General features: G+C 55.6%; 15 protein-coding genes and 2 pseudogenes. 9 read left to right on the top strand and 8 right to left on the bottom strand.

Annotation, left to right across the window (positions count from 1 at the left end; all coding sequences use genetic code 11):
- Positions 1-113: 113 nt before the first annotated feature.
- From tyrS to PSES9_RS0108685, 3 genes are all read right to left on the bottom strand, one after another.
- The gene (gene tyrS / locus PSES9_RS0108700; protein ID WP_443216053.1) at positions 114-1,358 is read right to left on the bottom strand and encodes a tyrosine--tRNA ligase; all 1,245 of its coding nucleotides are present in this window, start codon (positions 1,356-1,358) and stop codon (positions 114-116) included.
- Between the two features lie 87 nt (positions 1,359-1,445).
- Positions 1,446-2,054, bottom strand: coding sequence for a TetR/AcrR family transcriptional regulator (locus PSES9_RS0108695; protein WP_010486047.1), 609 nt, complete (start codon positions 2,052-2,054; stop codon positions 1,446-1,448).
- 120 nt (positions 2,055-2,174) lie between these two features.
- Positions 2,175-2,633 (bottom strand): MFS transporter, encoded by a 459-nt coding sequence (locus PSES9_RS0108685; RefSeq protein WP_010486046.1) that lies wholly within the window; start codon positions 2,631-2,633, stop codon positions 2,175-2,177.
- A gap of 323 nt (positions 2,634-2,956) precedes the next feature.
- On the opposite strand from PSES9_RS0108685, the gene PSES9_RS0108680 reads away from it, so the two are divergent.
- Both PSES9_RS0108680 and PSES9_RS25685 read left to right on the top strand, forming a co-directional pair.
- Positions 2,957-3,277 (top strand): hypothetical protein, encoded by a 321-nt coding sequence (locus PSES9_RS0108680; protein ID WP_010486045.1) that lies wholly within the window; start codon positions 2,957-2,959, stop codon positions 3,275-3,277.
- A gap of 313 nt (positions 3,278-3,590) precedes the next feature.
- A pseudogene (locus tag PSES9_RS25685) lies at positions 3,591-4,168 on the top strand (arsinothricin resistance N-acetyltransferase ArsN1 family B).
- A 96-nt stretch (positions 4,169-4,264) separates the two neighbouring features.
- Here the strand turns inward: PSES9_RS25685 and PSES9_RS0108670 are convergent.
- Positions 4,265-4,720: a type II 3-dehydroquinate dehydratase gene (locus PSES9_RS0108670; RefSeq protein WP_010486044.1), complete on the bottom strand. Its 456-nt coding sequence runs from the start codon at positions 4,718-4,720 to the stop codon at positions 4,265-4,267.
- Between the two features lie 27 nt (positions 4,721-4,747).
- Positions 4,748-6,100, bottom strand: coding sequence for an MFS transporter (locus tag PSES9_RS0108665; protein ID WP_010486036.1), 1,353 nt, complete (start codon positions 6,098-6,100; stop codon positions 4,748-4,750).
- Positions 6,101-6,264: 164 nt separating this feature from the next.
- Between PSES9_RS0108665 and PSES9_RS0108660 the strand changes: the two genes are divergently transcribed.
- Both PSES9_RS0108660 and PSES9_RS0108655 read left to right on the top strand, forming a co-directional pair.
- Entirely contained in the window at positions 6,265-7,149 is an 885-nt protein-coding gene (locus tag PSES9_RS0108660) for a LysR family transcriptional regulator (RefSeq protein ID WP_010486034.1), read from the top strand.
- 148 nt (positions 7,150-7,297) lie between these two features.
- A complete protein-coding gene (locus tag PSES9_RS0108655; RefSeq protein WP_010486033.1) occupies positions 7,298-9,211 on the top strand; it encodes a tyrosine-protein phosphatase in 1,914 nt (637 codons plus the stop codon).
- A gap of 54 nt (positions 9,212-9,265) precedes the next feature.
- Here the strand turns inward: PSES9_RS0108655 and PSES9_RS0108650 are convergent, their stop codons facing one another.
- Positions 9,266-10,198 (bottom strand): AraC family transcriptional regulator, encoded by a 933-nt coding sequence (locus PSES9_RS0108650; RefSeq protein WP_010486031.1) that lies wholly within the window; start codon positions 10,196-10,198, stop codon positions 9,266-9,268.
- 317 nt (positions 10,199-10,515) lie between these two features.
- Between PSES9_RS0108650 and PSES9_RS23240 the strand changes: the two are divergent.
- Positions 10,516-12,238: pseudogene (locus tag PSES9_RS23240) on the top strand (methyl-accepting chemotaxis protein).
- 99 nt (positions 12,239-12,337) lie between these two features.
- On the opposite strand, the gene PSES9_RS0108640 reads toward PSES9_RS23240, so the two are convergent.
- Positions 12,338-13,969, bottom strand: a complete 1,632-nt coding sequence (locus tag PSES9_RS0108640) for a mechanosensitive ion channel domain-containing protein (RefSeq protein WP_010486028.1) — start codon at positions 13,967-13,969, stop codon at positions 12,338-12,340.
- 638 nt (positions 13,970-14,607) lie between these two features.
- Here PSES9_RS0108640 and PSES9_RS0108635 point away from each other — a divergent pair.
- The 4 genes from PSES9_RS0108635 (at position 14,608) to PSES9_RS0108620 (ending at position 19,895) form a co-directional block, all read left to right on the top strand.
- Entirely contained in the window at positions 14,608-15,120 is a 513-nt protein-coding gene (locus PSES9_RS0108635) for a 2,4'-dihydroxyacetophenone dioxygenase family protein (protein WP_010486026.1), read from the top strand.
- Positions 15,121-15,340: 220 nt separating this feature from the next.
- Positions 15,341-16,111, top strand: a complete 771-nt coding sequence (locus tag PSES9_RS23235; RefSeq protein WP_010486024.1) for a hypothetical protein — start codon at positions 15,341-15,343, stop codon at positions 16,109-16,111.
- 17 nt (positions 16,112-16,128) lie between these two features.
- Positions 16,129-18,477 carry a sulfatase-like hydrolase/transferase gene (locus PSES9_RS0108625; RefSeq protein WP_010486023.1) on the top strand — a complete coding sequence of 783 codons (2,349 nt, stop codon included), beginning with the start codon at positions 16,129-16,131 and terminating at the stop codon, positions 18,475-18,477.
- A 122-nt stretch (positions 18,478-18,599) separates the two neighbouring features.
- Positions 18,600-19,895, top strand: a complete 1,296-nt coding sequence (locus PSES9_RS0108620) for a DUF1254 domain-containing protein (RefSeq protein ID WP_010486022.1) — start codon at positions 18,600-18,602, stop codon at positions 19,893-19,895.
- Positions 19,896-20,291: 396 nt separating this feature from the next.
- Here the strand turns inward: PSES9_RS0108620 and PSES9_RS25265 are convergent, their stop codons facing one another.
- Positions 20,292-21,260, bottom strand: a complete 969-nt coding sequence (locus tag PSES9_RS25265) for an efflux RND transporter permease subunit (protein ID WP_238530375.1) — start codon at positions 21,258-21,260, stop codon at positions 20,292-20,294.
- Between the last annotated feature and the right edge of the window lie 14 nt (positions 21,261-21,274).

The following is a 21,274-nucleotide window of genomic DNA, read 5'->3' as shown; positions in this document are numbered from 1 at the left end:
GGATGACCGAAAGAATTAATTGGGGCTGTGCCCTAATGTCTCGTTTCATTGCTCACGACCAATAGGCCAGCTGAAGGCTGGCCTGAAGATCTTTAATTGCTCCGAAGATGCGATTAGCCTTTCACTTCTATGTGTACGTGACGCTTCTTCCCAAGGCTGATATGCCAGCGTGACTGGCTGGCATTCAGTATTTCATCGCCAGACTGTAGCACCTTCCCTTCAAGCCTCAAACCGCCACCTTTGGCCAACCTTCTGACCGCACTTAACGAAGGCTCCAGACCGCATTCCACCAATACAGACGCAACGGTAACGCCTTGGGCAAGCTTTGAGCGCTCGATAAGATGGGCTGGTAGGTCCCTTGCCTCCGGTCCGCCTGCGAACAGCGATAGAGCGGCGGCGTTGGCTTGCACGGCCGCTTCTCGGCCGTGGGCGAGCTCGGTCACATGGTTCGCCAAAACGATCTTCGCCTCGTTTAGCGCGGCGCCTTCAACGTTAGCGATGTGGTCAACCTCTTCGAGTGGTAGCTCTGTGAAAAGTGCAAGGAAGCGGCGGACATCACGATCATCGCAGTTTCGCCAGAACTGCCAGAAATCGAAGGGCGACAGGCGATTGCCATCCAGCCAAACTGCTCCGTTCAAGGACTTTCCCATTTTCTTGCCGTCGGCGGTTGCCAGCAGCGGCATGGTCAGACCGAAGAGCTCACGCCCGTCGCGACGGCGGCCGAGTTCGACGCCGTTAATGATGTTGGCCCATTGATCTGCCCCCCCCAGCTGCACGGTACAGTCGTGACGCTTAGATAGTTCTGTGAAGTCATGCGCCTGAAGCAGGGTGTAGCCGAACTCTAGAAACGACAGGGAGTTCTCTCGATCAAGGCGCTGACGCACGGCATCGAAGGTGAGCAGCCGGTTGATCGAGAAATAACGACCGACTTCGTTGAGGAACTGCAAGTAACCGATCTGATCCAACCATTCGGCGTTGTCCACGACCTGACCCGCATTCTCGCCAAGGGTCAGGTAACGCTCAAAGGTACGGGTGATGCCGGCAATATTCTCCTCGATCTGCTCGCTAGTTAACAGGGGGCGGCTTTCGTCACGAAAGCTTGGATCGCCTATGCGTGTGGTCGCGCCACCGATCAGCAGGATCGGACGGTGCCCGGCCTTTTGCAGCCAACGCATGAGCATCAATCCCTGAAGGTGGCCTACGTGCAGGCTGTCCGCAGTTGCATCGAAGCCTAAGTAGACCGTGCGAGAGCCGCTTGTTAGATGCGCGCGAAGCCCTTCCAAGCCGGTGGACTGGTGAATGAACCCGCGACTGGCGAGCGTCTCGATTAAATCAGTGTTAGAGGTCATCGTGTGTATCCAAAGCTAGATGCAATGCACTAGTGAACTGCAGCAAAAGTTTGTAAAAGCATCCGGGACAAAGGGATCGTCCTGCTCGGCAGGGAGCTACCTGCTTGCGGTGCCTTCGACTAATGTCAGGCCAACGATACTGACCAGTTGGCGTAATGCGTCGAGACGGCGGGCGTAAGCTGCCTCATTTCCATAGATGAGCTCGACGTGAAGGCTGTCGATCAAAGCTAGGTAGGCCTCGGCAATTAAGTTGGCATGCACGGAGCCAATCGCCGGGAATCGGGTTTCAAGAGAAGCCAGGAAACGACCGCGCATGCCGTCCAGATAATGCTCAAAACCGGATTTGACCCTTTGCTCGATAGCTGCTGGCGGGTAGAAGGCTGCCCGCAGCAGAAAGCGCAACGCTCCGCTTTCTGCATATCGGCTCCGAAGGTTCAGCATGTAGAGCTCGCCGGGCGCCTGACCAGCTTTTTCCGATGAAAACTGAGCGTCCACATAATCCCGCTCGCTTTGCAGCGCGATGTTCAAGACAGAGGTGTACAACTCGTCCTTGCCTGTGAAATGGGCATACAGCGAGGCTTTCTTAATACCGGCACTGAGCGCAATGTCGTTCAGCGACGCCGCGTCGTATCCTCGATCGGCAAAGTGCAGCAAGGCCAGTTGAGCGACTCGCTCAGCTGCCGAGGTTAAGTTCGTCGAACTCATAAGTTGCTCCATCTAGTTGTCAGCAAGTCGCAGGGGCTCACGCTTGCCAACTGTCAATGTTTCAGGGATGTTCATCCAGTTGTTGATCAGCGCGGCAACACAAAAAAGCAAGCGTGATCATTACTGCCCGCCAGCCGAGGTACGAATCAATAAAACCACCCAGCGCGGCGCCATTATTGGCGCTACGCCTTGGCTGGCATCCCGAACGGTACTCATTAGCACGACCAGCGTAAGGGCGCTTCCCAAACCTTGCACAAAGCAGAAACTGAGCAGGGTCAGTAGGTTGGGCGCACACGCACAACCCAGCGAGCAGAGGGTAAAGATGATCAGGCCAACCAGGAGTGGCCAACGGCGACCATAGGCATCGACGAACGGCCCAAACAGTAACTGCCCAGCCCCCATGGCCAGCAGGGAAAAGGTCAACGAGAGTTGAACGGTGGCGAAACTCGCGTCGTAATCACTAGCGATTTCGGTCAGGCTCGAAAGGTACATGCCAACAGCAGACGGGCCTAAAGCCCCAATAATGCCTAAGCCGATAGCCAGCTCTAGTGGCAGCCACTCTCGATGCCTGGTATTCATCATACGCCTCCAAAAATACAACCTACCGGTCGGTAGTCTGTATAAATGGCATCTTAGCCTTGGTATCCCAATGCGTCAATTACATTTGAACGTAAGTAGAAGTAGAGGACAGACCACAATTTACTGGGTCATTTAATAGCTTTCGACGATCAAACGCACAGGCTCGATTCATCTTGAGTGCTCAACCTACACCGCATCCTCGGCAAACCCCCACCCATTGATCCAGCGCAAGCCCGGTCGCACTTAGGGTGTGATTTCCGAGGACAGGGGTGGGGGTTGGTAGGTAAAATCGCCGGCTTTGTTAAAAAGCTGGAGATCTACACTTGGCTATTCACTACTCGCCAACCCCTGATGCCGTGGCTTGCGGTCGCACCGGCGCAAACCTTAGCAGCACTGAGGAAAAGGCGCAGGTTTCATGCAAGCTTTGCTTGCGCAGCATCGAGAAAGAAGCCGCGCCAACCGTTGTCAATCGCTCGCCGAGCCTTGCCGAGTTGCGCGCTGCGGCCAAGGCCGCGAAGGCTGCGCCTGTAGCTGCAACGCCTAAAGCCAGCCAGAGTGTGCGCAGCGCATGGCGTCAGAAGCTGGAGCAGATGCCGGGCCGCAACCGCTTGCCGCGTGGCGCCGCCAAACAGGCATTCGTCTAGCTAGTAACACGAAGGCAGGTTTATTAGCGCGCAGCACGTGGGCTCGCGCAATAAATCTGCCGGCCAGCCTCTATTCCCTCCCCGGCAACTGCGCCAACCATCACCCTAATCAAGTCGGAATGATAGTCAACGCCAACGCGCCAGTCGGTGGGTGCAAGGTTGCTATGGCTGCATTGCGAAAACCTGCCGGACGGTTTGAAATAAGGCCTGGTAAAACTTGCTGCGTGACGGGTCCACCAAAGTTCGTTCTGGGAGACCACGGACGTTGAGAGACTTCAGAGCGAAGGCTTGGAATACCGGGAAAGGACAGAGAATGAGCTGCAGAATTATCAGGATCGCGCATGTTTCAGATGCACAAGCCATCCAGGCGATCTACGCGCCGCTGGTGGAGCACAGCGCAATTTCATTCGAGCTGGAACCACCTTCCGTGGCCGAGATGGCCCGCCGCATCGAGACGACAATACAAACTTACCCCTACTTTGTAGCCCAACAGGATGGGCAGGTTATTGGTTATGCATACGCTGGCCAATACAAAGCTAGAGAGGCCTATAAATGGTCGGTTGAAGTGTCGGTATATGAGAGGCCTATAAATGGTCGGTTGAAGTGTCGGGATATTTCGCCGCGCAGGCACGCCGATCAGGCGTTGGCAGGGCGCTTTACCAGGAGTTGCTGGCCAAGCTCAAGCAGCAGGGTTTTCACGCCGCCTATGCAGGTATTGCGCTGCCCAATGAGCGCAGTGTCGGGCTTCACGAGTCCTTGGGATTTGTCCATTTAGGCATCTTTCCCGAGGTAGGATTCAAGCACGGCAAGTGGCACGACCTGGGCTACTGGCGTATTGCACTCGCTGATGCCACCCCACCTGCTCCGATCATTGCATTCGCCGCGTACTGATCAACCAAGAGGCTTGGTGCCAAGCTGATCGGTACGCGGGCTTACAACTCGAAACAGGCGCCTGGTTGCTGGTACCTGCGCTTTGCAATACTGCCGTTACTGGCTGCTGTCGGTGGCATGCAGCAAGGTTGCAATGGCTTGAAGCGCCAATGGATAACCATCGGCACCCAAGCCACAAATAACCGCATTAACGACGCCGGACATGATCGAATGACGATGCAGCTCGTCACGCCCATGAATATTGGACAAGTGCAGCTCAATCAACGGGGCTTCGATCAGTTTCAGGGCATCAAGAACCGGAATGGAATGAAACGAAAACCCGGCTGGATTGATAATCAGGGCCGCGCCCTGCTCAAAGGCTTCCTGAATCCAGTCAACCATCACTCCTTCATGATTGGTTTGGCGAAACTCACACTGCAGGTCAAGTTGCGAAGCTGTGGATTCGCAACGGTCCTGGATTTCGGCAAGGCTGGTGCGACCATAGATATGTGGTTCACGGCGGCCCAGCATATTCAGGTTTGGGCCATTGAGGATAAAGACGGTGCGGTTCATGATCGTTCTGCCGAGTATTGATAAAGGTTATTTGGAGTAAAGAGCTATCGCCACGCTATCGACGGACTCCTCAGGGGTGACGTTGTTGAGATCAACGCCTCGTGTTTCCGGGCCGATGACAATCATTGCCAGGGACACCAGGTTGATCACGGCACAGAGAGAAACCAGTGGCCAGGGTGAGTTGTTGGACTGGCTCATCAACCACACGGCGATCATCGGCATCGGCCCGCCCACCAGTAAATTGGCACCGGTATAAGCCAGGGCCGATCCGGAGAAACGCACTTGGGTCGGGAATGCTTCGGCGAATGCCACCGGTTGAATACCGCTCTGAAACTGGGTGAACCCCAAGAACAAGCCCATGATCGCCATGATTGCAGCGGCGTTCTGGGTGTTGAGGATCGGGAAGTAAACCATGAGGATCACCAGCGTCATGCATGAGCCGAACGCCAGTGCCTTCTTTCGCCCCCAGCGATCAGACAGATAGCCACCGGCAAGCGCGCCGAATATTGCGAAGATGTTCGCCACCATCAGTGACATAAAGCCCATCGACTGGCTCATGCCCAGGTGCTTGGTCAAGTAGCTCAGGGAAAAGATCACAATCAGGTAGAACAATGCCGCCGGCGAGCAAAAGAACAACATCAGCCGCAAGATGGTCTTACGATGATTGCCCAATACTGACTTGAGCGGGCTGTTTGCAGGCTTTTGCGATGTCTTTTTCAGCGCAACGAAGGCTGGCGTTTCGTCAACCTTCAGTCGGATGTAGATTGCCACCAACACCAGTACAAAGCTCATGACAAAGGGAATACGCCAACCAAAGCTCATGAACTGTTCAGTACTCAGCGTAGCCGCCAACCCCATCAATATGGCATTGGCCATGATCTGGCTGAGCGGCGAACACAAACCCAGCAGTCCGGAATAGCGGCCACGCCGGTCAGGTGCCGCATATTCAAGGGCCATAAGCTGCGCCCCGGTAGACTCTCCTCCCAGTGCGAAGCCCTGGATAATGCGCAGTAGCACCAGAAGAATCGGCGCTATGACACCGACTTGATTGTAGGTCGGCAACAGCCCCATCAGCACAGAGGCCAATCCCATCATGGTGACGGTGGCCAGCATCAGGTTGCGGCGCCCAAGCTTGTCGCCAAGGTAACCACAGATGATGGCGCCCAAAGGCCGAGCGGCAAGCCCCACACCGAAGGTCGCCAATGAAGCAAGCAGGCCAGCGGTAGGCTCCATTGCAGGGAAGAAAAGCTTGGGCAGGACAGTGGCTGAAACCGCGCCATACAGGGTGAAGTCGAACCACTCCAGGGCCGTACCTATAGTCGCTGCGGTAACCGCCTTGCGTGACATTTGCGAATCATGAGGGCTGCTGTTTGTACTCATAGAAGGCTCGTCATTGTTGTTATGGTTATGAAGTCATCCCGCGACCCGGTCTCAAGTCCCTTCTTTCAGGTTGCGTGAACTCGGGTAGACGTTAACCCAGTGAACCTGCAAAATAATTATCGAAATCAGCAATAATCAATAAGACGAACTTATGAGTAATTCCCATGGAGCTGCGCCACCTTAAAGCCTTTGTCGTCGCTGCCGAGCTCCAACACTTCAGTCAGGCTGCGGAGCAATTGGGTATCGCTCAACCCGCCTTGAGCCAGTTGATGCGAACCCTGGAAAATGAACTGGGTATACCCTTGTTCAGAAGGGAAAATCGCGGGGTGGTTCTGACCCCTGCCGGCCTGGCATTCCTGCCCCATGCGCAGCAGTCGATCAAATCCAGCGAGCTGGCCAGCGCCGCAGCCAAGCGCGCCCGACGCGGCGAAGTGGGTGCGCTCAACATCGGTTATCACTCGGCATTGCTGGAACACAACCTGCCGCAATTGCTGCGACACTACTTCAGCACATTTCCCGAAGTCAGCGTGACACTGGTGGATGCGGGCATTAGCGCTCAGTTTGAAATGTTGCTCGAACACAAGATCGACCTTGGCTTTGCCCGTGTCTTCAAAGATCACCTGCCGGAGCGTTTACGCACCCATCACTTCAGCCAGTCCAGATTGGTTCTTTTGCTTCCTGACAACCACAAACTTGCCAGCAGCTACAGTGGTGAACTGGCCAGCCTACGGCATGAAAAATTCATTTTCCTGCAAGACCCAAGCGGTATAGGGCTTACCTCCCACTCACTTCAAGCCTGCCGGCAGAACCAGCTGCATCCTGAAAACATTCTCTACGTGCCTTCACTGATGAGCATTCCCGGGCTGGTCGCGGCCGGCATTGGCATCAGTATCGTGCCCGAGCCCATGGCGCGCCTGACCATGCCCGGTGTACAGATTATTCCCCTGGACCAGCCTGAAATGATCAGTGAACTGTCCCTGATATCACGTATTGATGAGCGCTCAAGGGCAGTATTGCACTTCATCGAAGAAGCCCAGGCCTGGGAGTGAGCCACGTTTGATAAGTACCCGGACAGACAGTTTGCGCAGCAAAAGGACAGATCGCGCAGCCATTTGGCGTGGAACAATTTCTGTAACATGGATCAACAACTGAGTGCCGATAGTAGCCGGACAAGCCCATGTCCGAGGAGACTACTCAGTGTTTCACCGTATTCTGTTTTCCCTGTCTGTTCTTAGTTTGTCCATTTCCGCCGCACAGGCGGCGAGCACCAACGCACTCGATACTCCGAGACTGGCAAGCGCTGACAACTTCCGCGATGTCGCTGGCAATAACACGCCTTACAGCACAAGCAACAATGGCGTGATGCGCGGTGGCGTGTTTTACCGGTCAAACCAACTTACGGTTTCGCCGGCTGATCTTGCGACCCTGAACAGCCTGAATATCAGCAACGTTTTCGACCTGCGCACGCCCGGTGAAATTGCAACGGCGCCGGACCTCCTGCCTGAAGGCGCCAGCTACACCAACTTCAATGTCATTGGCCAGGCCATTACCGACATCAACTTCAGCTCGGCGGCCGATAGCATTGCGATGATGGAGGCTGGTGAGCGCGTGTTCGTCACCAACCCCAATGTGCGCACAGAGTTTGGCAAGCTGATGCGCGCCTTAGCCAGCAGCGAGGACGCGGCGGTATTCCACTGCACGGCGGGTAAGGATCGCACCGGCTGCCCAGCCGCGGTTCTGCAAAGCCTGGCCGGGGTTGACGAGCAAACGGTGATGGCCGATTACCTGTCAACCAACGCCTACACGGCTGATCGTGTAGCCGCGACCTTGGCCCAACTGAACGCTATTTCCCCGGAAATGGCGGCCGCCTATGAGCCACTTTTGGGTGTGCAGGCCAGTTTCCTGCAAGCGGGTCTTGATCAGGTTGAGGCCACTTATGGCAGCATGGACAACTATCTCAAGGAAGGCCTTGGCCTGGATCAGGAAACCATTTATGTACTGCGTGGCAAGATGGTTCGCTACACCAGCCTGCCGGGCCAGGAAAACTTCAGCGGCAACGCTGCTGCAGGCGCAGCCCTGCTCAATGACCTGCAAGACACCAGCCTTGCAGGCAGCTACAGCGCCTATAACTTCTATCTGCAGTCGGCTATTGATGCGGGCAGCCTGGGCGGCCTGGAATCTCAGGTCGGTGGCCAGGTGCATGCCGATGCCAGCGCCTACCTGCTGCGTCAGGCGTCGCTGATCGACGATGCCTTGAGCCCTTATGCCGCAGGCAGCAACCTCAAGGCTGGAGAGTCTTCGATATGGATGACGGGCCTGGCCGGTGACCTGGGCACCGACGGTTCCCATAGCAACGCCAGCAGTAACGAACACACCAAGGGCGCAGTGGTCGGTGGTGTTCATCGCTTCAACCAGCGCACCAGCGCCAACCTCGCATTTGGCTACAACAAGGGCACTATCGGCAGTGCCAGTGGCGATGCAAAGACCGACTCGACCTTTATCAGCGCGGGCAGTCGCTATGCCTTCGACAGCCTCGAAAGTGGCGCCTATCTGGATGTCCAACTCGATGCAGGCTACATCGACTACAGCAGCAAGCGCGACCTCAGTGGCGGCCTCGGCACGGCAAAGGGCGACACTCATGGCAGCTTCTATGGCGCCAAGGGTAGCCTGGGTTATCGCATGACGCGCGGGAGCATGCTCATTGAACCGGAAATTGGCTTTCGTACCAGCCATGTACAACTCGACGGTTTCAAGGAAAAAGGCAGTGAACTTGCGCTGGACGTCGACAGCACCAACCGGAGCCTCAACAGCCTGGTTGCCGGGGTGAAACTGGGGTTCGAGTCACGCCTGCTTGCTGATTGGAGTGTGACACCCGGCTTGCAACTGGGCTATGAGCACATGCTCAACGACCCGAAGGTTAAAAGCTCGGCCACAGTACTTGGGCTGGGTATTGACCAGGATTCGGCGTTCGACTCGGACAACATGATCAAAGCCGGGATGAACATTAGCGCGTCGCATCAAGCCCTGACCCTGGGCGCCGATTTCAATGTGCTTTCAGGCGGTGACAGCAGTGGCTTGAGCGGCCAGATCAACGCGAGCATTGCTTTCTAAACGGCTAGATCGCCCCATGCCCTGCCTCGAATACAGGCAAGGCATGCGGCGAAGCTAACGCCTGCGTACAGCGTTTTTCACATCCAGCGGGCTTTGCCCAAAGGCATTCTGAAAATACTGGCTAAAGCGCCCCATATTGGTAAACCCCAAACCCAGGGCTATCTCGGCAATGGAGCGCGAAGGGTCCTGCACAATGGCACCATGGGCACGTTCCAGACGTACTTGCCTCTGGTAGGCCGCAATTGAAGTACCCATGAAACGACGGAAACCATCTTGCAAGGCACGCAGGCTGACATTGCACAGCTCAGCCAGTTGGGCGCTGTTGATCGACGCGTCTGGGTGCTCCTGAATGAACTCAACAGCCAACTTCACATGACGCGGCGCAATAAGCGGGCCCTTGTGCTGCAGCGCGTCAGTGTAATTGTGTGGCCAGCTCTCCAGCACCGCATCCACCAGCATCTCTTGAATACGCATGGGCATCAGGGCACTGGAGTTGATCAACACATCAGCCTCGGCGCCGGTCGCAAACTCCAGCAATGACCTGAGACCCGCGAATGCAGGCTGGCCCAGGTCCACCATGGGTTGGAACCTGACGCTGTTGACAATGGGTTTGCCCAGGAGCGTTGAAAGTCGCTCGGCAAATGATCCCCGGCGTATGGAAAAACCATATTGTTCGTGACTGTCGATAAAGCGTGTGGAACGCAGGTCTGCTTTGTCCATGGCAATGCCGACACTGGGCACCCCGACCAGGTCACTGGCCTGGTTGAACATGATCTTGCCCGCAACAGGCAGTACGAAGGTTATTTCATCGCTGATCGGCGGCAGCTCGATCGTAAAGTCTCCGCTGTAAAGCATGTGGCGGAAACTGACCCCTTCATAACGACAGTACACGCCAGCGATGTTAATGCGCGGGTCCAAGCGCGGTAAGTTGGCATAGACAGCGCCCACCATAATTGAAGTCAGATGCATGAAATCATCCGCCTTCATGTCATCCGACCTGATTATCACTTTTCTGCGGGTCGCACCGGCCGGTATAGTAATTCCTGCATGATTATCGCGTCCAAAAAGAAGCACAGCCGTGGCATCGAGCCCACGGCTATCGGCCTGCAAATTTATGTCGGTCAAGTTACAAACAGATGACATATTTTGAAATAAACCCAACAGCAAGGGTCCGGGGGAAACTTGCCGGTTGATGACGATTCATCCCCGCGCAGCAATTCACACTCAATCTTTCGGCTAGTCGACCGATAAGGTATTCGACGCGCTAGTAATCTGCCCTTTGGCGCTGTACGAGGATTAACCGAATGCTGCTTAAACTGAAAACCAAAGTGGTGCTGCTGGCACTCATACCTGTATTGCTCTTTGCCTTGGTCATTAGTGGCGCGGCAGCATGGGTATTGCAGAACCTCGCGACCCAAGAACTCAAAGAGACGCGCGAGCGCCTGCTACAAGAAAGCCGTAATGAATTACAACATTACGCACAGATCGCATTGGGCTCGGTGCAGAGCCTGTATGACAATGCCGCCCCTGGCGATATGGCCAGCCGTGAGCAAGCCATCGCCATTCTGTCGAAGATCAAGTACGGCAAGGACGGTTATTTCTTCGCTCATGACTCCAATGTAGTTCGCCTGTTTCGCGGCGACAGCCCCGTGGATGTAGGAAAGAATTTAAACGACCGACGTGATTCCAATGGCGTGTATATCAATCGCGAATTGGTCAGAGTCGCCAAGGACAACACCAACTACGTCAACTACAGCTCGCCACTGCCGACTGATGATTCGGTAATGGTGCCGAAAATGGCTTACAGCTATTACCTGCCAAAGTGGGACATGGCCCTGGGTACGGCGATCAACCTGGATGGTGTCGAGGCGCAGATCGCCAAGGTGCAGGTTGCGATTGATCAGCGCATCAGCACCATTATCAGCAGCATTGTGGTGGTCGCGATTGTATTGCTGGTGGTATTCGGTATTGCCGGCGTGGTGCTGAGCAACACCTTCCTGCGTCCACTGCAGCAGATCAAGAACAACCTCGATGACATTGCAGCCGGTGAAGGAGACCTGACCCGCCGCCTGCCCATCAATGGCGACGATGAGCTTGGCCAACTGGCTGGCTCGTTCAACCGCTTTATCGAGAAGATTCACGGCATGGTCAGCCAGATGGTCGATGTAACAAGCCAGTTGACCGAGCTTGTGGGCCAGGTGTCGACGCAGGCACAACGCTCCGAAGACGCCATGGAGCGCCAGCGCCACGAGACCGACCAGGTTGCAACCGCGATCAACGAAATGTCGGCAGCCGCGCAAGAGGTCGCACAAAGCGCCCAGGGTGCGGCAGAGGCAGCACAAAAGAACGACACCCAAGGCCAGGCTGCGAAAAAAGGGGTCGACGGCACCATCGAGCCCATCCACACCCTGGTGCAGGACATTCGCGACAGCGGCTTTTCCCTTTACCCTGGTGCAGGACATTCGCGACAGCGGCTTGTCCCTTGATACCTTGCAAAAGGACGTGACCTCGATTGTCAGCGTGCTTGATGTGATTCGCTCAATCGCCGAGCAGACCAACCTGCTCGCGCTCAATGCCGCGATCGAGGCGGCACGTGCCGGTGAAGCCGGGCGTGGCTTTGCCGTGGTTGCCGATGAGGTGCGCGCACTGGCCAGCCGCACACAGCAGAGCACCCAGGAAATTCAAGGCATGATCGACCGCTTGCAGAAAGGCACCCAGGATGCGGTCACCTCGATGCAGCGCTCCAGTGACGCTGGCGATGTAACCCGCGAGCAAGCCAACCATGCGGGCACCTCGCTGGACGCCATTGCACAGCTGATCGGCACCATCAATGCAATGAACGCGCAGATCGCCAGTGCAGCCGAGGAGCAGACCGCGGTGGCCGAAGAGATCAACCGCAGCGTGCACAAGATTGCGGTGGCGGTGGACAACGTGGCGGATGAAACCCAGCAAGGCGCTCAAACTGCGCGCCACCTGGCCGGGTTGGGTGATCGCCTGGGCTCGCTGGCGCGCCAGTTCCGTATCTGACGCCTTAGCCGCACGGCGGCAAAGCAGCACAAAAATGGCGACGTCTGTCGCCATTTTTATTGCGCGGGCCTTTTGCCGGCTTCAGCGCACAGCAGCGTTTTATTTATCCGAGGCAGCGCCTGGTTCCCGAGCGGGAGCCGCATACCAATTCTCACGGGGCACCAGCTTGGCGTCTTGCGGGTCTGCCAGGTAATGTGGAGACATGATCGCCACGCCGTACTCATTGAATACATCCTGAATATGGGCATGCAACACGCTGAGTAGCTGAGCCCGCGGCCGTGGCTCACTGGGGATGGCTTTCGCAACCAGGCGGTATTCAGGGTAGAAATCTGAAAGCGCGGTCTGGAACACCTGCGGTGCTGGCTCCATGACGATACCATCGGTGCGCTTGGCGGCCTCAAGCAACATGGCTTCGACCTGTCGCCACGGTGTGTCATAACCGATGGTGACGACAGTATCGACCACATACCCACTGCCATCGACAGTGCGTGAATAGTTCTTGGTCACGCCGCTGGTGATCATCGCATTGGGAATCGTCAACACTTCACCCAAACCGGTGCGAATCGTGGTGGTGAACATCCCAAGCTCGGTGACCGTACCTTCGTGCCCGCCTACACTGACGAACTCGCCCGGACGCAAAGTCCGCGAATAGGTGAGGATCAGCCCTGCCGCAGCTTGCCCGACCACGCTCGACGCGCCGGGGGAGATCATCAGACCGACCAACACCGACAATCCCTTGAAGGCGTCGGTTCCGGCACCCGGCAAATAGGGATAAGCCATGGCCAGGGCAAACAGCCAGATCGCAATGGAGGTCAGCCGCATTGTCGGCTGCAAGGTTTCACCGCTCAGCCAGCTGATGGTCCCGGGGCGCGCCATGCGCATCAGCAAACTACGGGTAAAACCGATAATCCCGCGTGCCATGAAGAAGATAGCAACAGCGATGGCCAGCCCCGGCAAGGCATCAATCACACCTTGCAAGACATACTTGGCCAGGTTGTACAGGTAGACGTTGAGGCTCTCTCCCCACGGCCGGGTATAGGGGAAACGCGAAAGCACGAAACTCAGCCACTGATAACTGAACAACAGCACCAGCATCCAGTACAAGAGCCACAAAAGGCGATCGACCAGGTAATAGATATTCTTGATATCGATCAGCGGCGTGTGTCCCACCTTGAGGGCGCTGGTGTGACGTTGCATCAAGCGTGGCAACTGGTTGGCAAGCATGCGCCGGACCCAGCTCACGCCACGCAGCAGGACAAAGTAGATCAATGTAGCGACCAGGCTCAGGCCTGCAGCCATAAGCATGAAATGCACATTGCGCGTTTGCTGCGTCTCGGCCACCACGATGCGCAGTTTTTCGGCGGCTATTTCGGCGGTTTCTCGTGCGGAACTAGCTGCGGTATCAATGTCGCCGGGGGAAATAATAAAGGCTCGCCGCTGCCCGAGCAGGACGACGTAGCTCTTGAGCACCGGCTCAATCCTGACAGCCAGGGCTTCATTGCCGTCCAAGGCCTCATTAATTACCGCGCGTGCACGACCGACACGTTGCTCGGGGGTCTCGCTAAGCAGCGTTGCGCGCAGTACAACGATGCTTCTGTTGGCAATTGTCAACTCGACGGGCACACCTTCGGCAACCATCGGCGAGGCGTCATCCGCCGAGGCTAGCGAAAACCAACTTGACCACAGAACACAAAAGCAAACAGCCATCCAGAAGTTGCCTACAACACGCATTACTGACTCTCCATCATGCGGACTACTCAAGTTTTGTGGGCCCCATCGCGCCAGCGCAAGAGCTTTTCAAGCCTCTGCACAACAGCGAGCGGGAGCATCATCCAACAGCGACAGCGGCAACAATTTCCAAACTAAACTGGCGTTCCTCGGAAAAGGAATAGCCGACGTTCCAGGGGCTCAAGCATTTGGGACAGGCTTGAGTACAACAGCTTGGCGCCACCTTGGCAGTACGCCCAGCGAACTCACCTCAACGGTTAGCGCTTTTGCTGCAAGCGTAGACCAACTCAAGGCCCTATGCGGTGCCATCAGCCAGTTTGCGCATTCAGGACATGGCACTGGATAACCGGCTTGATTGGCTGGCATTGCGCGCGGATTTCGGCGCGCGATAGTACCTGAACCCATCAAGCCTGCAATGAAAATCAGCGCAGGTAGAGCTGGCGTAATTTGTCAAATATATGGCGGATCATGCCAATAATTGCAATTGATTAGGTTCCAGAATCAGGCTTCTGCATACGAAGAGACAGCAATGGCTGGAGGTATCTCGATGCGATTGGCTCAATGCGGCTGACCTGCCTCGCCTTGCCAAACACTCGCAGCCGAAGCTGTTGATAAGCCAAAACAATAACGAGGAACCTGATATGGCCCTGCCCGAAACCTTTACCCATCAAGATGAACTGCTCACCATCTCGAGCAACGCCCACCCCTTCCTTGACGGCCTGCTGCATCCTGGCATCAGCGTAGCGCCCTTGTTTCTCGATACCCATAACGGTGTATGGTGCCTGCGCGTCAAGTTCAAACCTGGCGTAACCCTGCCCATTCACTACCACACCGGTGTGGTGCATCTCTATACCATGTCCGGCTGCTGGTACTACACCGAATACCCGGACCAGAAACAAACCGCTGGCTGCTACCTGTTCGAACCCGGTGGCTCAATCCACCAGTTCAATGTTCCCGCCGACAACACCGAAGACACCGACACCTTCATGATTGTCTCCGGCGCAAACGTCAACTTCACCGAAACCGGCGAGTACATGAACATGATGGATGCCGGTCTGATCAAAACCTGGGTTGACCAGGCGATCAAGCAACAGCCGGGCGCGGAAGATGTCCGCTACATCAGCAGCCCGGTGCCGAGCTTCACCAAGTCCTGAGTTGGGCAGAACGCCACCTCAACACGCCTGCTGAATGCGGTCTCTACCCTTCCAGGCGTTTTAGGGCTTTAACAAAGGTTTGGCGTTGCGCCGACAGCGCTATACGCCAGGGCCAAATTTCATCATGGCAAACCCGTCAGTCTAGCCAGCCGGTCTATGCTTGAATCCGTGTGTCTATAGGTGCATGCACTCATTCAACGGCGTACAGGGAATGCAGTAGATGAACAATAAAATCTCACCGGCAAGCGTCTTGGCAATGTCATCGGTTATGACACTCGGCAGCAGTGCTTACGCGGCGGAAAAAAGCAGTGCAGAACTGGCCAAGCAACTGGCCAACCCTGTCGCGGCGTTGATCAGCGTGCCCTTCCAATATAACTATGATGAGAATATCGGCCCGGATGATAAAGGCAGTCGCCATACCCTGAATATCCAACCGGTCATCCCGATGGATATCAGTGAAGACTGGAACCTTATTTCCCGGACTATCCTACCCATCATCGACCAAACCGATATCGCCCCCGGAACAGGTAATCAAAGCGGTACCGGTGATGTGGTACAGAGCCTGTTTCTCTCACCCAAGGCACAAACATCCAATGGCTGGGTCTGGCGTGTTGGCCCCGCATTTCTCTTGCCAACCGGCTCGGACCACCTGCTGCCGGCTGATAAATGGGGAATCGGCCCAACAGCCGTTGCCCTCAAGCAGTTTGGCCCCTGGACCTACGGCGCCCTGACCAACCATATCTCCAGTGTTGCGGGTAAAGATGACCGCGACGATGTCAGCAGCACCTTGTTGCAACCCTTTCTGGTTTACGGCACCCCAACTGGCGTGAGCTATACCGTCAATACCGAAGCCACCTACGACTGGAAAGGGAATGAAGGCGCCATCCCCATCAATTTTCAAATCAACAAGGTCAGCAAAATTGGAGGGCAAATGATCCAGTACGGCGCGGGCCTGCGTTATTGGGCATTCCACAACCAACCAGACCCCTGATTAAAAGGAATTGTGCGATGAGAATCTGGAATCTGCCTGCCGTGGCTATATTTTTTGCAGCCCCTGTGCTATCGATGGCGGCGGAGGTGGGCGAGTGGCCAGATCGTGGCGTTCTACCCATTTCGCTATCCCCCTTCAAAGGTAAAATTGGCAAGGACTACACCCAAACCAAGGATGACTGGCAACAGGTACCAACAACCCCAGAGGGCGCCCCCAATGTGCTGGTGGTGCTGCTCGACGACGTCGGCTTTGGCCAGACCAGCACCTTTGGCGGCTTGATCCCGACACCGAACCTGGACAAGCTGGCTTCCGAAGGTTTGAAGTTCAACCGCTTCCATACCACGGCTATCTGTGGCCCATCACGCGCAGCCTTGCTTACCGGGCGCAATCATCACGATACAGGCAATGGCTTCTTGATGGAGTGGGCGACAGGCCTGCCTAACTACAACACCATGATCCAGCGTGATACAGCGACCATTGGTGAGATTCTCAAGGACAATGGCTACAGCACCTCTTGGTTTGGCAAAAACCACAACACCCCTGACTGGGAAAGCTCGGTTGCCGGCCCTTTTGACCGTTGGCCAACAGGCTTGGGTTTTGAATACTTCTTCGGCTTCAACGCCGGTGAAACCAACCAGTACTACCCAACCATTTTCGAGAACACCAAAGCTGTAAATCCGGACAAGTCACCTGAAGAGGGCTACCACTTCATGACTGACATAACGGATCGAGCCATTGCCCGTGTGCGCTACTCCAAAAGCGTTGCGCCCAATAAGCCGTTCTTTATGTACTTTGCCCCCGGCGCCATGCATGCCCCACATCAGGTATCCAAAGAGTGGCGCGACAAGTTCAAGGGCAAGTTCGACATGGGTTGGGACAAATACCGCGAGGTGGTTTACCAGCAACAGCTTGATATGGGCATCATCCCTAAAGGCACAAAACTTACGCCACGCCCTGAATGGGTGCCGGCATGGGACTCATTGTCTGCTGATCAGAAAAAACTCTATACCCGCCTGATGGAAAACTACGCTGGCTTCTTTGCCTTCGCCGACCATGAAATTGGCCGTCTGCTGGATTCGATCAAGCAACTGCCTGATGCCGACAACACCATGGTCATTTACATCGCAGGTGATAACGGCGCCTCGGCAGAAGGCGGCCCGGACGGCACAGTAAACGAGATCAAGGCGCTCAATGGACAGCCAACCACCATTGAGGAAACCCTCAAGCGTTACGATGAAATTGGCGGCCCTAATACCGAGCCACATTATCCCGTAGGCTGGGCGTGGGCGGGGAACACCCCGTTTCAGTGGGTTAAACAGGTGGCCTCGCACCTCGGCGGCACACGCAACCCAATGGTGGTTTCATGGCCAGCCAAGATCAAGCCAGATACCCATCCACGCGACCAGTTTCTGCACTTGGTCGATATAGTGCCGACCATTCTTGAAGCAGCCCACCTGCCAATGCCGACCAAAGTAAAGGGTGTGGAGCAAAAGCCTCTGGCCGGTGCATCGTTCCTCAGTGCATTTACCGACGCCGAGGCACCATCGCCTCGTGACGAGCAATACTTCGAAGTCTTGTCCAACCGTTCGGTTTACTCCAATGGCTGGAAAGCTGATGCGCAGCACACTCTGCCTTGGCGCCAAGACCTTGCTCCAGGCAATTGGGACAAGGACAAGTGGGAGCTTTATAACCTCGACGAAGATTTCAGCGAAGCTAACGACTTAGCCGCGCAGATGCCTGAAAAAGTAGAGGAAATGAAGAAGAAGTTTGACGAATTGGCAACCCAATACAACGTCTATCCATTGGACGACCGCGGCGCTGCCCGCCTGGCCGTGCCTAAGCCAGGTGTGCCCGGCTCGGACCCTAAAGCCAAGCAGTACACCTACTATGCTGGGGCAACTCATTTGCCAGAAACCGCAGCACCACAGATGAAAAACCGCTCCTGGACATTAACTGCAGGCATTAAAACCGAAGGTTCGAAAACAAGTGGTGTGATCATGGCCTTCGGTGGTGTCGCGGCAGGTATTTCGATTTATCTCGATAAAGGTGTGCCGGTATTCCATTACAACTGGTTTGAAGAAAATCGCTACATAATCAAGGGCGACAAGCCACTGCCAGCAGGCGAATCCACACTCAAGGTCGACTTTGTCTACGATGGGGGCGGTGCTGGCAAAGGCGGCATGACAACCATCTCGGTTGATGGCAAGAAAGTCGCTGAAGGTCGTGTCGACAAAACCGTGGCAGGTCGCTTTGGGATTGATACGTTCGGCATCGGTGAAGACAGCGCCCAGCCCGTAGTGAACACCTACAAGCCCCCATTCCCGTTCGAAGGTGAAATCGAAAAAGTAGTAATCGATCTCAAATAAGGACGCCTCACCTACTTATACGCTGCGCCCAGCACATAGCCGTGCGGGGTGCAGCTGTGTCTTTTCTGAACCATTCAGGATGGGTTAAGTACAAGATTAATGAAGCACTACAGGAAGTTCACATGAAATGGACCATGTTTGCCGCCACCTTGTTTTCACTGGCGACTCCAGCCTTCGCCCAGATTCCGGACAAGGTTGCGCAAGACGCCTACATCTATGCCTACTCGATTGATGAGGCTTACAAGTTTTTCTATAAAACGGCGGTCAAGACCGATACCCCCCTGAATCGCTTCCAGAACATCAGGCACCTGGCCGATGACACCTACACCGATCACCCGACCATCAACAACGACACCCTGCACCTCATGGGCTGGCTGGATGTGGCCTCTGAACCCGTCATTGTCAGCGTGCCGAACATGGACAAGGGCCGCTACTGGATCTTGCACACCATGGACATGGGTCACTACACAACATCAATGATCGGCTCGCGCACCCGTGGCACCGAAGGCGGCAACTTCATGTTCGCCGCAACCGATTGGAAAGGTGAAGTACCTCCCAGTGTGGACGAGGTGGTACGGGTTGACTCTAATCTGATCAAGCTCATGGGGCGGATCATGGCCACCGGGCCAAAGGATGAAAAGATAGCGCTCAACTATATGGATGGCTGGAACGTGCGTACGCTTTCAGTCTACCTAGGCCTGCCAGGACCGAAGGAAAAACAGCGAACCTACCCCGACCCGGCAAAGACTGACTGGCTACAACGAGTCAACTTCGTGCTCTGCGACGGCAACATGGGCCAGGCTGATAAAATCTGGCTGGATCAGTTCACCTCTGTTGGCCTCAAGCCGTGTAAGGAAGACTTCACCCAGGATCAACTCGCCGCTGCGCAAAAAGGCGAAGAACTGGGCATGAAGCACATCAAGGCACTCGCGCCAAAAATGACCGACTCCACCCGGTTGCTGGGCACCCGTGAACAACTTGGCGATGGCGCACGTGACCTGTTCGCCGAAGGCACTTACCTGGGCCAGTGGGGCCTGCCCCCAGAGGAAAGCACTTACCTCAAATCGGAAACAGGGAGCGACGGCAAGCCAATCAACGGCTCCAATGGCAAGGCGTACCGAATGCACTTCAAGGCTCCGGACGTTAGCCAGTTTTGGTCATACACCGTATATGGGTCCGACAACCGACTCATGGCCCATAACGAACTGAACCGTCATAGCCGTGGCGACCGCACCTTGAAAGCGGACGCTGACGGGATGTACACCATCGAGCTTGCTGCCAAAGGGGACGCTAGCAACCCTAATTACCTGCCGATCCCGGAGAAGGACGCCTACATCATCTTGCGTATGTACGGCCCTAGCAAAGACGTGCAGAAAGGCAGCTATAAATTTCCGCCTCTGCAAGTGGTCAAGCCTTAGCTGCCTCGCGGCCCGGTAGCTCAAACCTGCAGAGCTATCGGGCAATTTCACCAATGGAATTCATTGCCCATAGCAAACGCGCTGATATGGCCCCTGCCAAACTGACCTCGCAGCCCCCATCTGCCTGACCACTCGATAAATCGCCATTGATGGGGTCGATATCCCTCCCCTGCACTAGGTTGTTACGCGCGCCAGCACAGCCTAGCCACAGGTATATGGACCTATCTCATTGTTGCCATAGATGGGCTGTTTCAGGGGCCGGTATGCCAGGTGGTTTATCAATACGGCAGGCTAGAGCGCCGTAGCCTTGTTCGACAGCCCACATTCTTGCACCACCAGACAACAGGCAAAAAAAAGCGGTAGCCAGTTGGGCTACCGCTTTGCTCAATAAACAGGTTAGTGTTTTTTGTGAGCAGTCGGCTTGATTAACCAAGCCGCCAGAGCAGGCAGAAGCAAGATCGCCCCGAACATATTTACCAGGAACATAAACGCCAGCAGGATGCCCATGTCTGCCTGGAACTTCAGGGTTGAGAAGGCCCAGGTGGCAATCGACAAGGTCATGGTCACGGCGGTAAATACCGAAGCGGTACCACGCTGTTTAAGCGACTCAACAAAGGCCTCGCGCAGGTCCATGTTGCGCTCATGCATTTCGTGTTTGATCCGCTCGAACAAGTAGATGCCGTAGTCCACGCCCACACCAACGCCCAAGGCAACGACCGGCAAGGTATTGACCTTGACGCCAATCCCCAGGAAGGCCATCAGCGCGTTGCACAGCACCGTTACCAATGCCAGTGGAATAATGACGCACAGGGTAATGCGCAGTGAGCGGAACATGATCAGGCAAAGAATGCTGACCGAGGCGAACAGTGCAATGTTCACCAGCTTGTCGCCGGCGTGCACCACTTCGTTGGTCGCAGCCATCACTCCGACGTTACCCGAAGCCAGCTGGAACTCAATGTCGTCGCTGTCGTATGCCGCCTTGAAGGCTTTGACCTTGTCCATCAATTTTCTGATGGTGTCGGCTTGGTGATCCTTGGTGTAGATGGACACCGGAATCGCGTTACAGGCCGAGTTCATATACTCGGTGCCGACCCGTGTAGCAAAGCCAACACCCTGGGCGATTTGCGGCGTCGACTCAGGCAGCACGCGCCACTTCAAGTCAGTCTCGGCATAAGCCTGGGTTACGTTGTTGACGAAACCGGACAGGCTGCGCACCGAGGACACACCGTCGTCCTGGCGCAAATAAAGCTCGAACTCGCTGATCGGGTCGAGCACTTCACGCTTGACGCAGGGCGTTTCATCGCCCTGCGCCTTGACGATGATCTGCAATAGATCAACACCAATGGCGAACTCGCTGGTGATCATGGCGACGTCCTGGT

The sequence above is a fragment of the Pseudomonas sp. S9 genome, from assembly GCF_000222125.1.
GTDB lineage: Bacteria > Pseudomonadota > Gammaproteobacteria > Pseudomonadales > Pseudomonadaceae > Aquipseudomonas > Aquipseudomonas segetis.
The sequence above is the reverse complement of the archived record's forward strand: the minus strand, read 5'-3'. Positions and strand labels throughout refer to the sequence as shown.

Coding starts and splice junctions, on each gene's coding strand:
- PSES9_RS0108695 (WP_010486047.1), bottom strand. CDS start 2,054: ATGAGTTCGACGAACTTAACCTCGGCAGCTGAGCGAGTCGCTCAACTG.
- PSES9_RS0108685 (WP_010486046.1), bottom strand. CDS start 2,633: ATGAATACCAGGCATCGAGAGTGGCTGCCACTAGAGCTGGCTATCGGC.
- PSES9_RS0108670 (WP_010486044.1), bottom strand. CDS start 4,720: ATGAACCGCACCGTCTTTATCCTCAATGGCCCAAACCTGAATATGCTG.
- PSES9_RS0108665 (WP_010486036.1), bottom strand. CDS start 6,100: ATGAGTACAAACAGCAGCCCTCATGATTCGCAAATGTCACGCAAGGCG.
- PSES9_RS0108660 (WP_010486034.1), top strand. CDS start 6,265: ATGGAGCTGCGCCACCTTAAAGCCTTTGTCGTCGCTGCCGAGCTCCAA.
- PSES9_RS0108650 (WP_010486031.1), bottom strand. CDS start 10,198: ATGAAGGCGGATGATTTCATGCATCTGACTTCAATTATGGTGGGCGCT.
- PSES9_RS0108640 (WP_010486028.1), bottom strand. CDS start 13,969: ATGCGTGTTGTAGGCAACTTCTGGATGGCTGTTTGCTTTTGTGTTCTG.
- PSES9_RS0108635 (WP_010486026.1), top strand. CDS start 14,608: ATGGCCCTGCCCGAAACCTTTACCCATCAAGATGAACTGCTCACCATC.
- PSES9_RS23235 (WP_010486024.1), top strand. CDS start 15,341: ATGAACAATAAAATCTCACCGGCAAGCGTCTTGGCAATGTCATCGGTT.
- PSES9_RS0108625 (WP_010486023.1), top strand. CDS start 16,129: ATGAGAATCTGGAATCTGCCTGCCGTGGCTATATTTTTTGCAGCCCCT.
- PSES9_RS0108620 (WP_010486022.1), top strand. CDS start 18,600: ATGAAATGGACCATGTTTGCCGCCACCTTGTTTTCACTGGCGACTCCA.
- PSES9_RS25265 (WP_238530375.1), bottom strand. CDS start 21,260: ATGATCACCAGCGAGTTCGCCATTGGTGTTGATCTATTGCAGATCATC.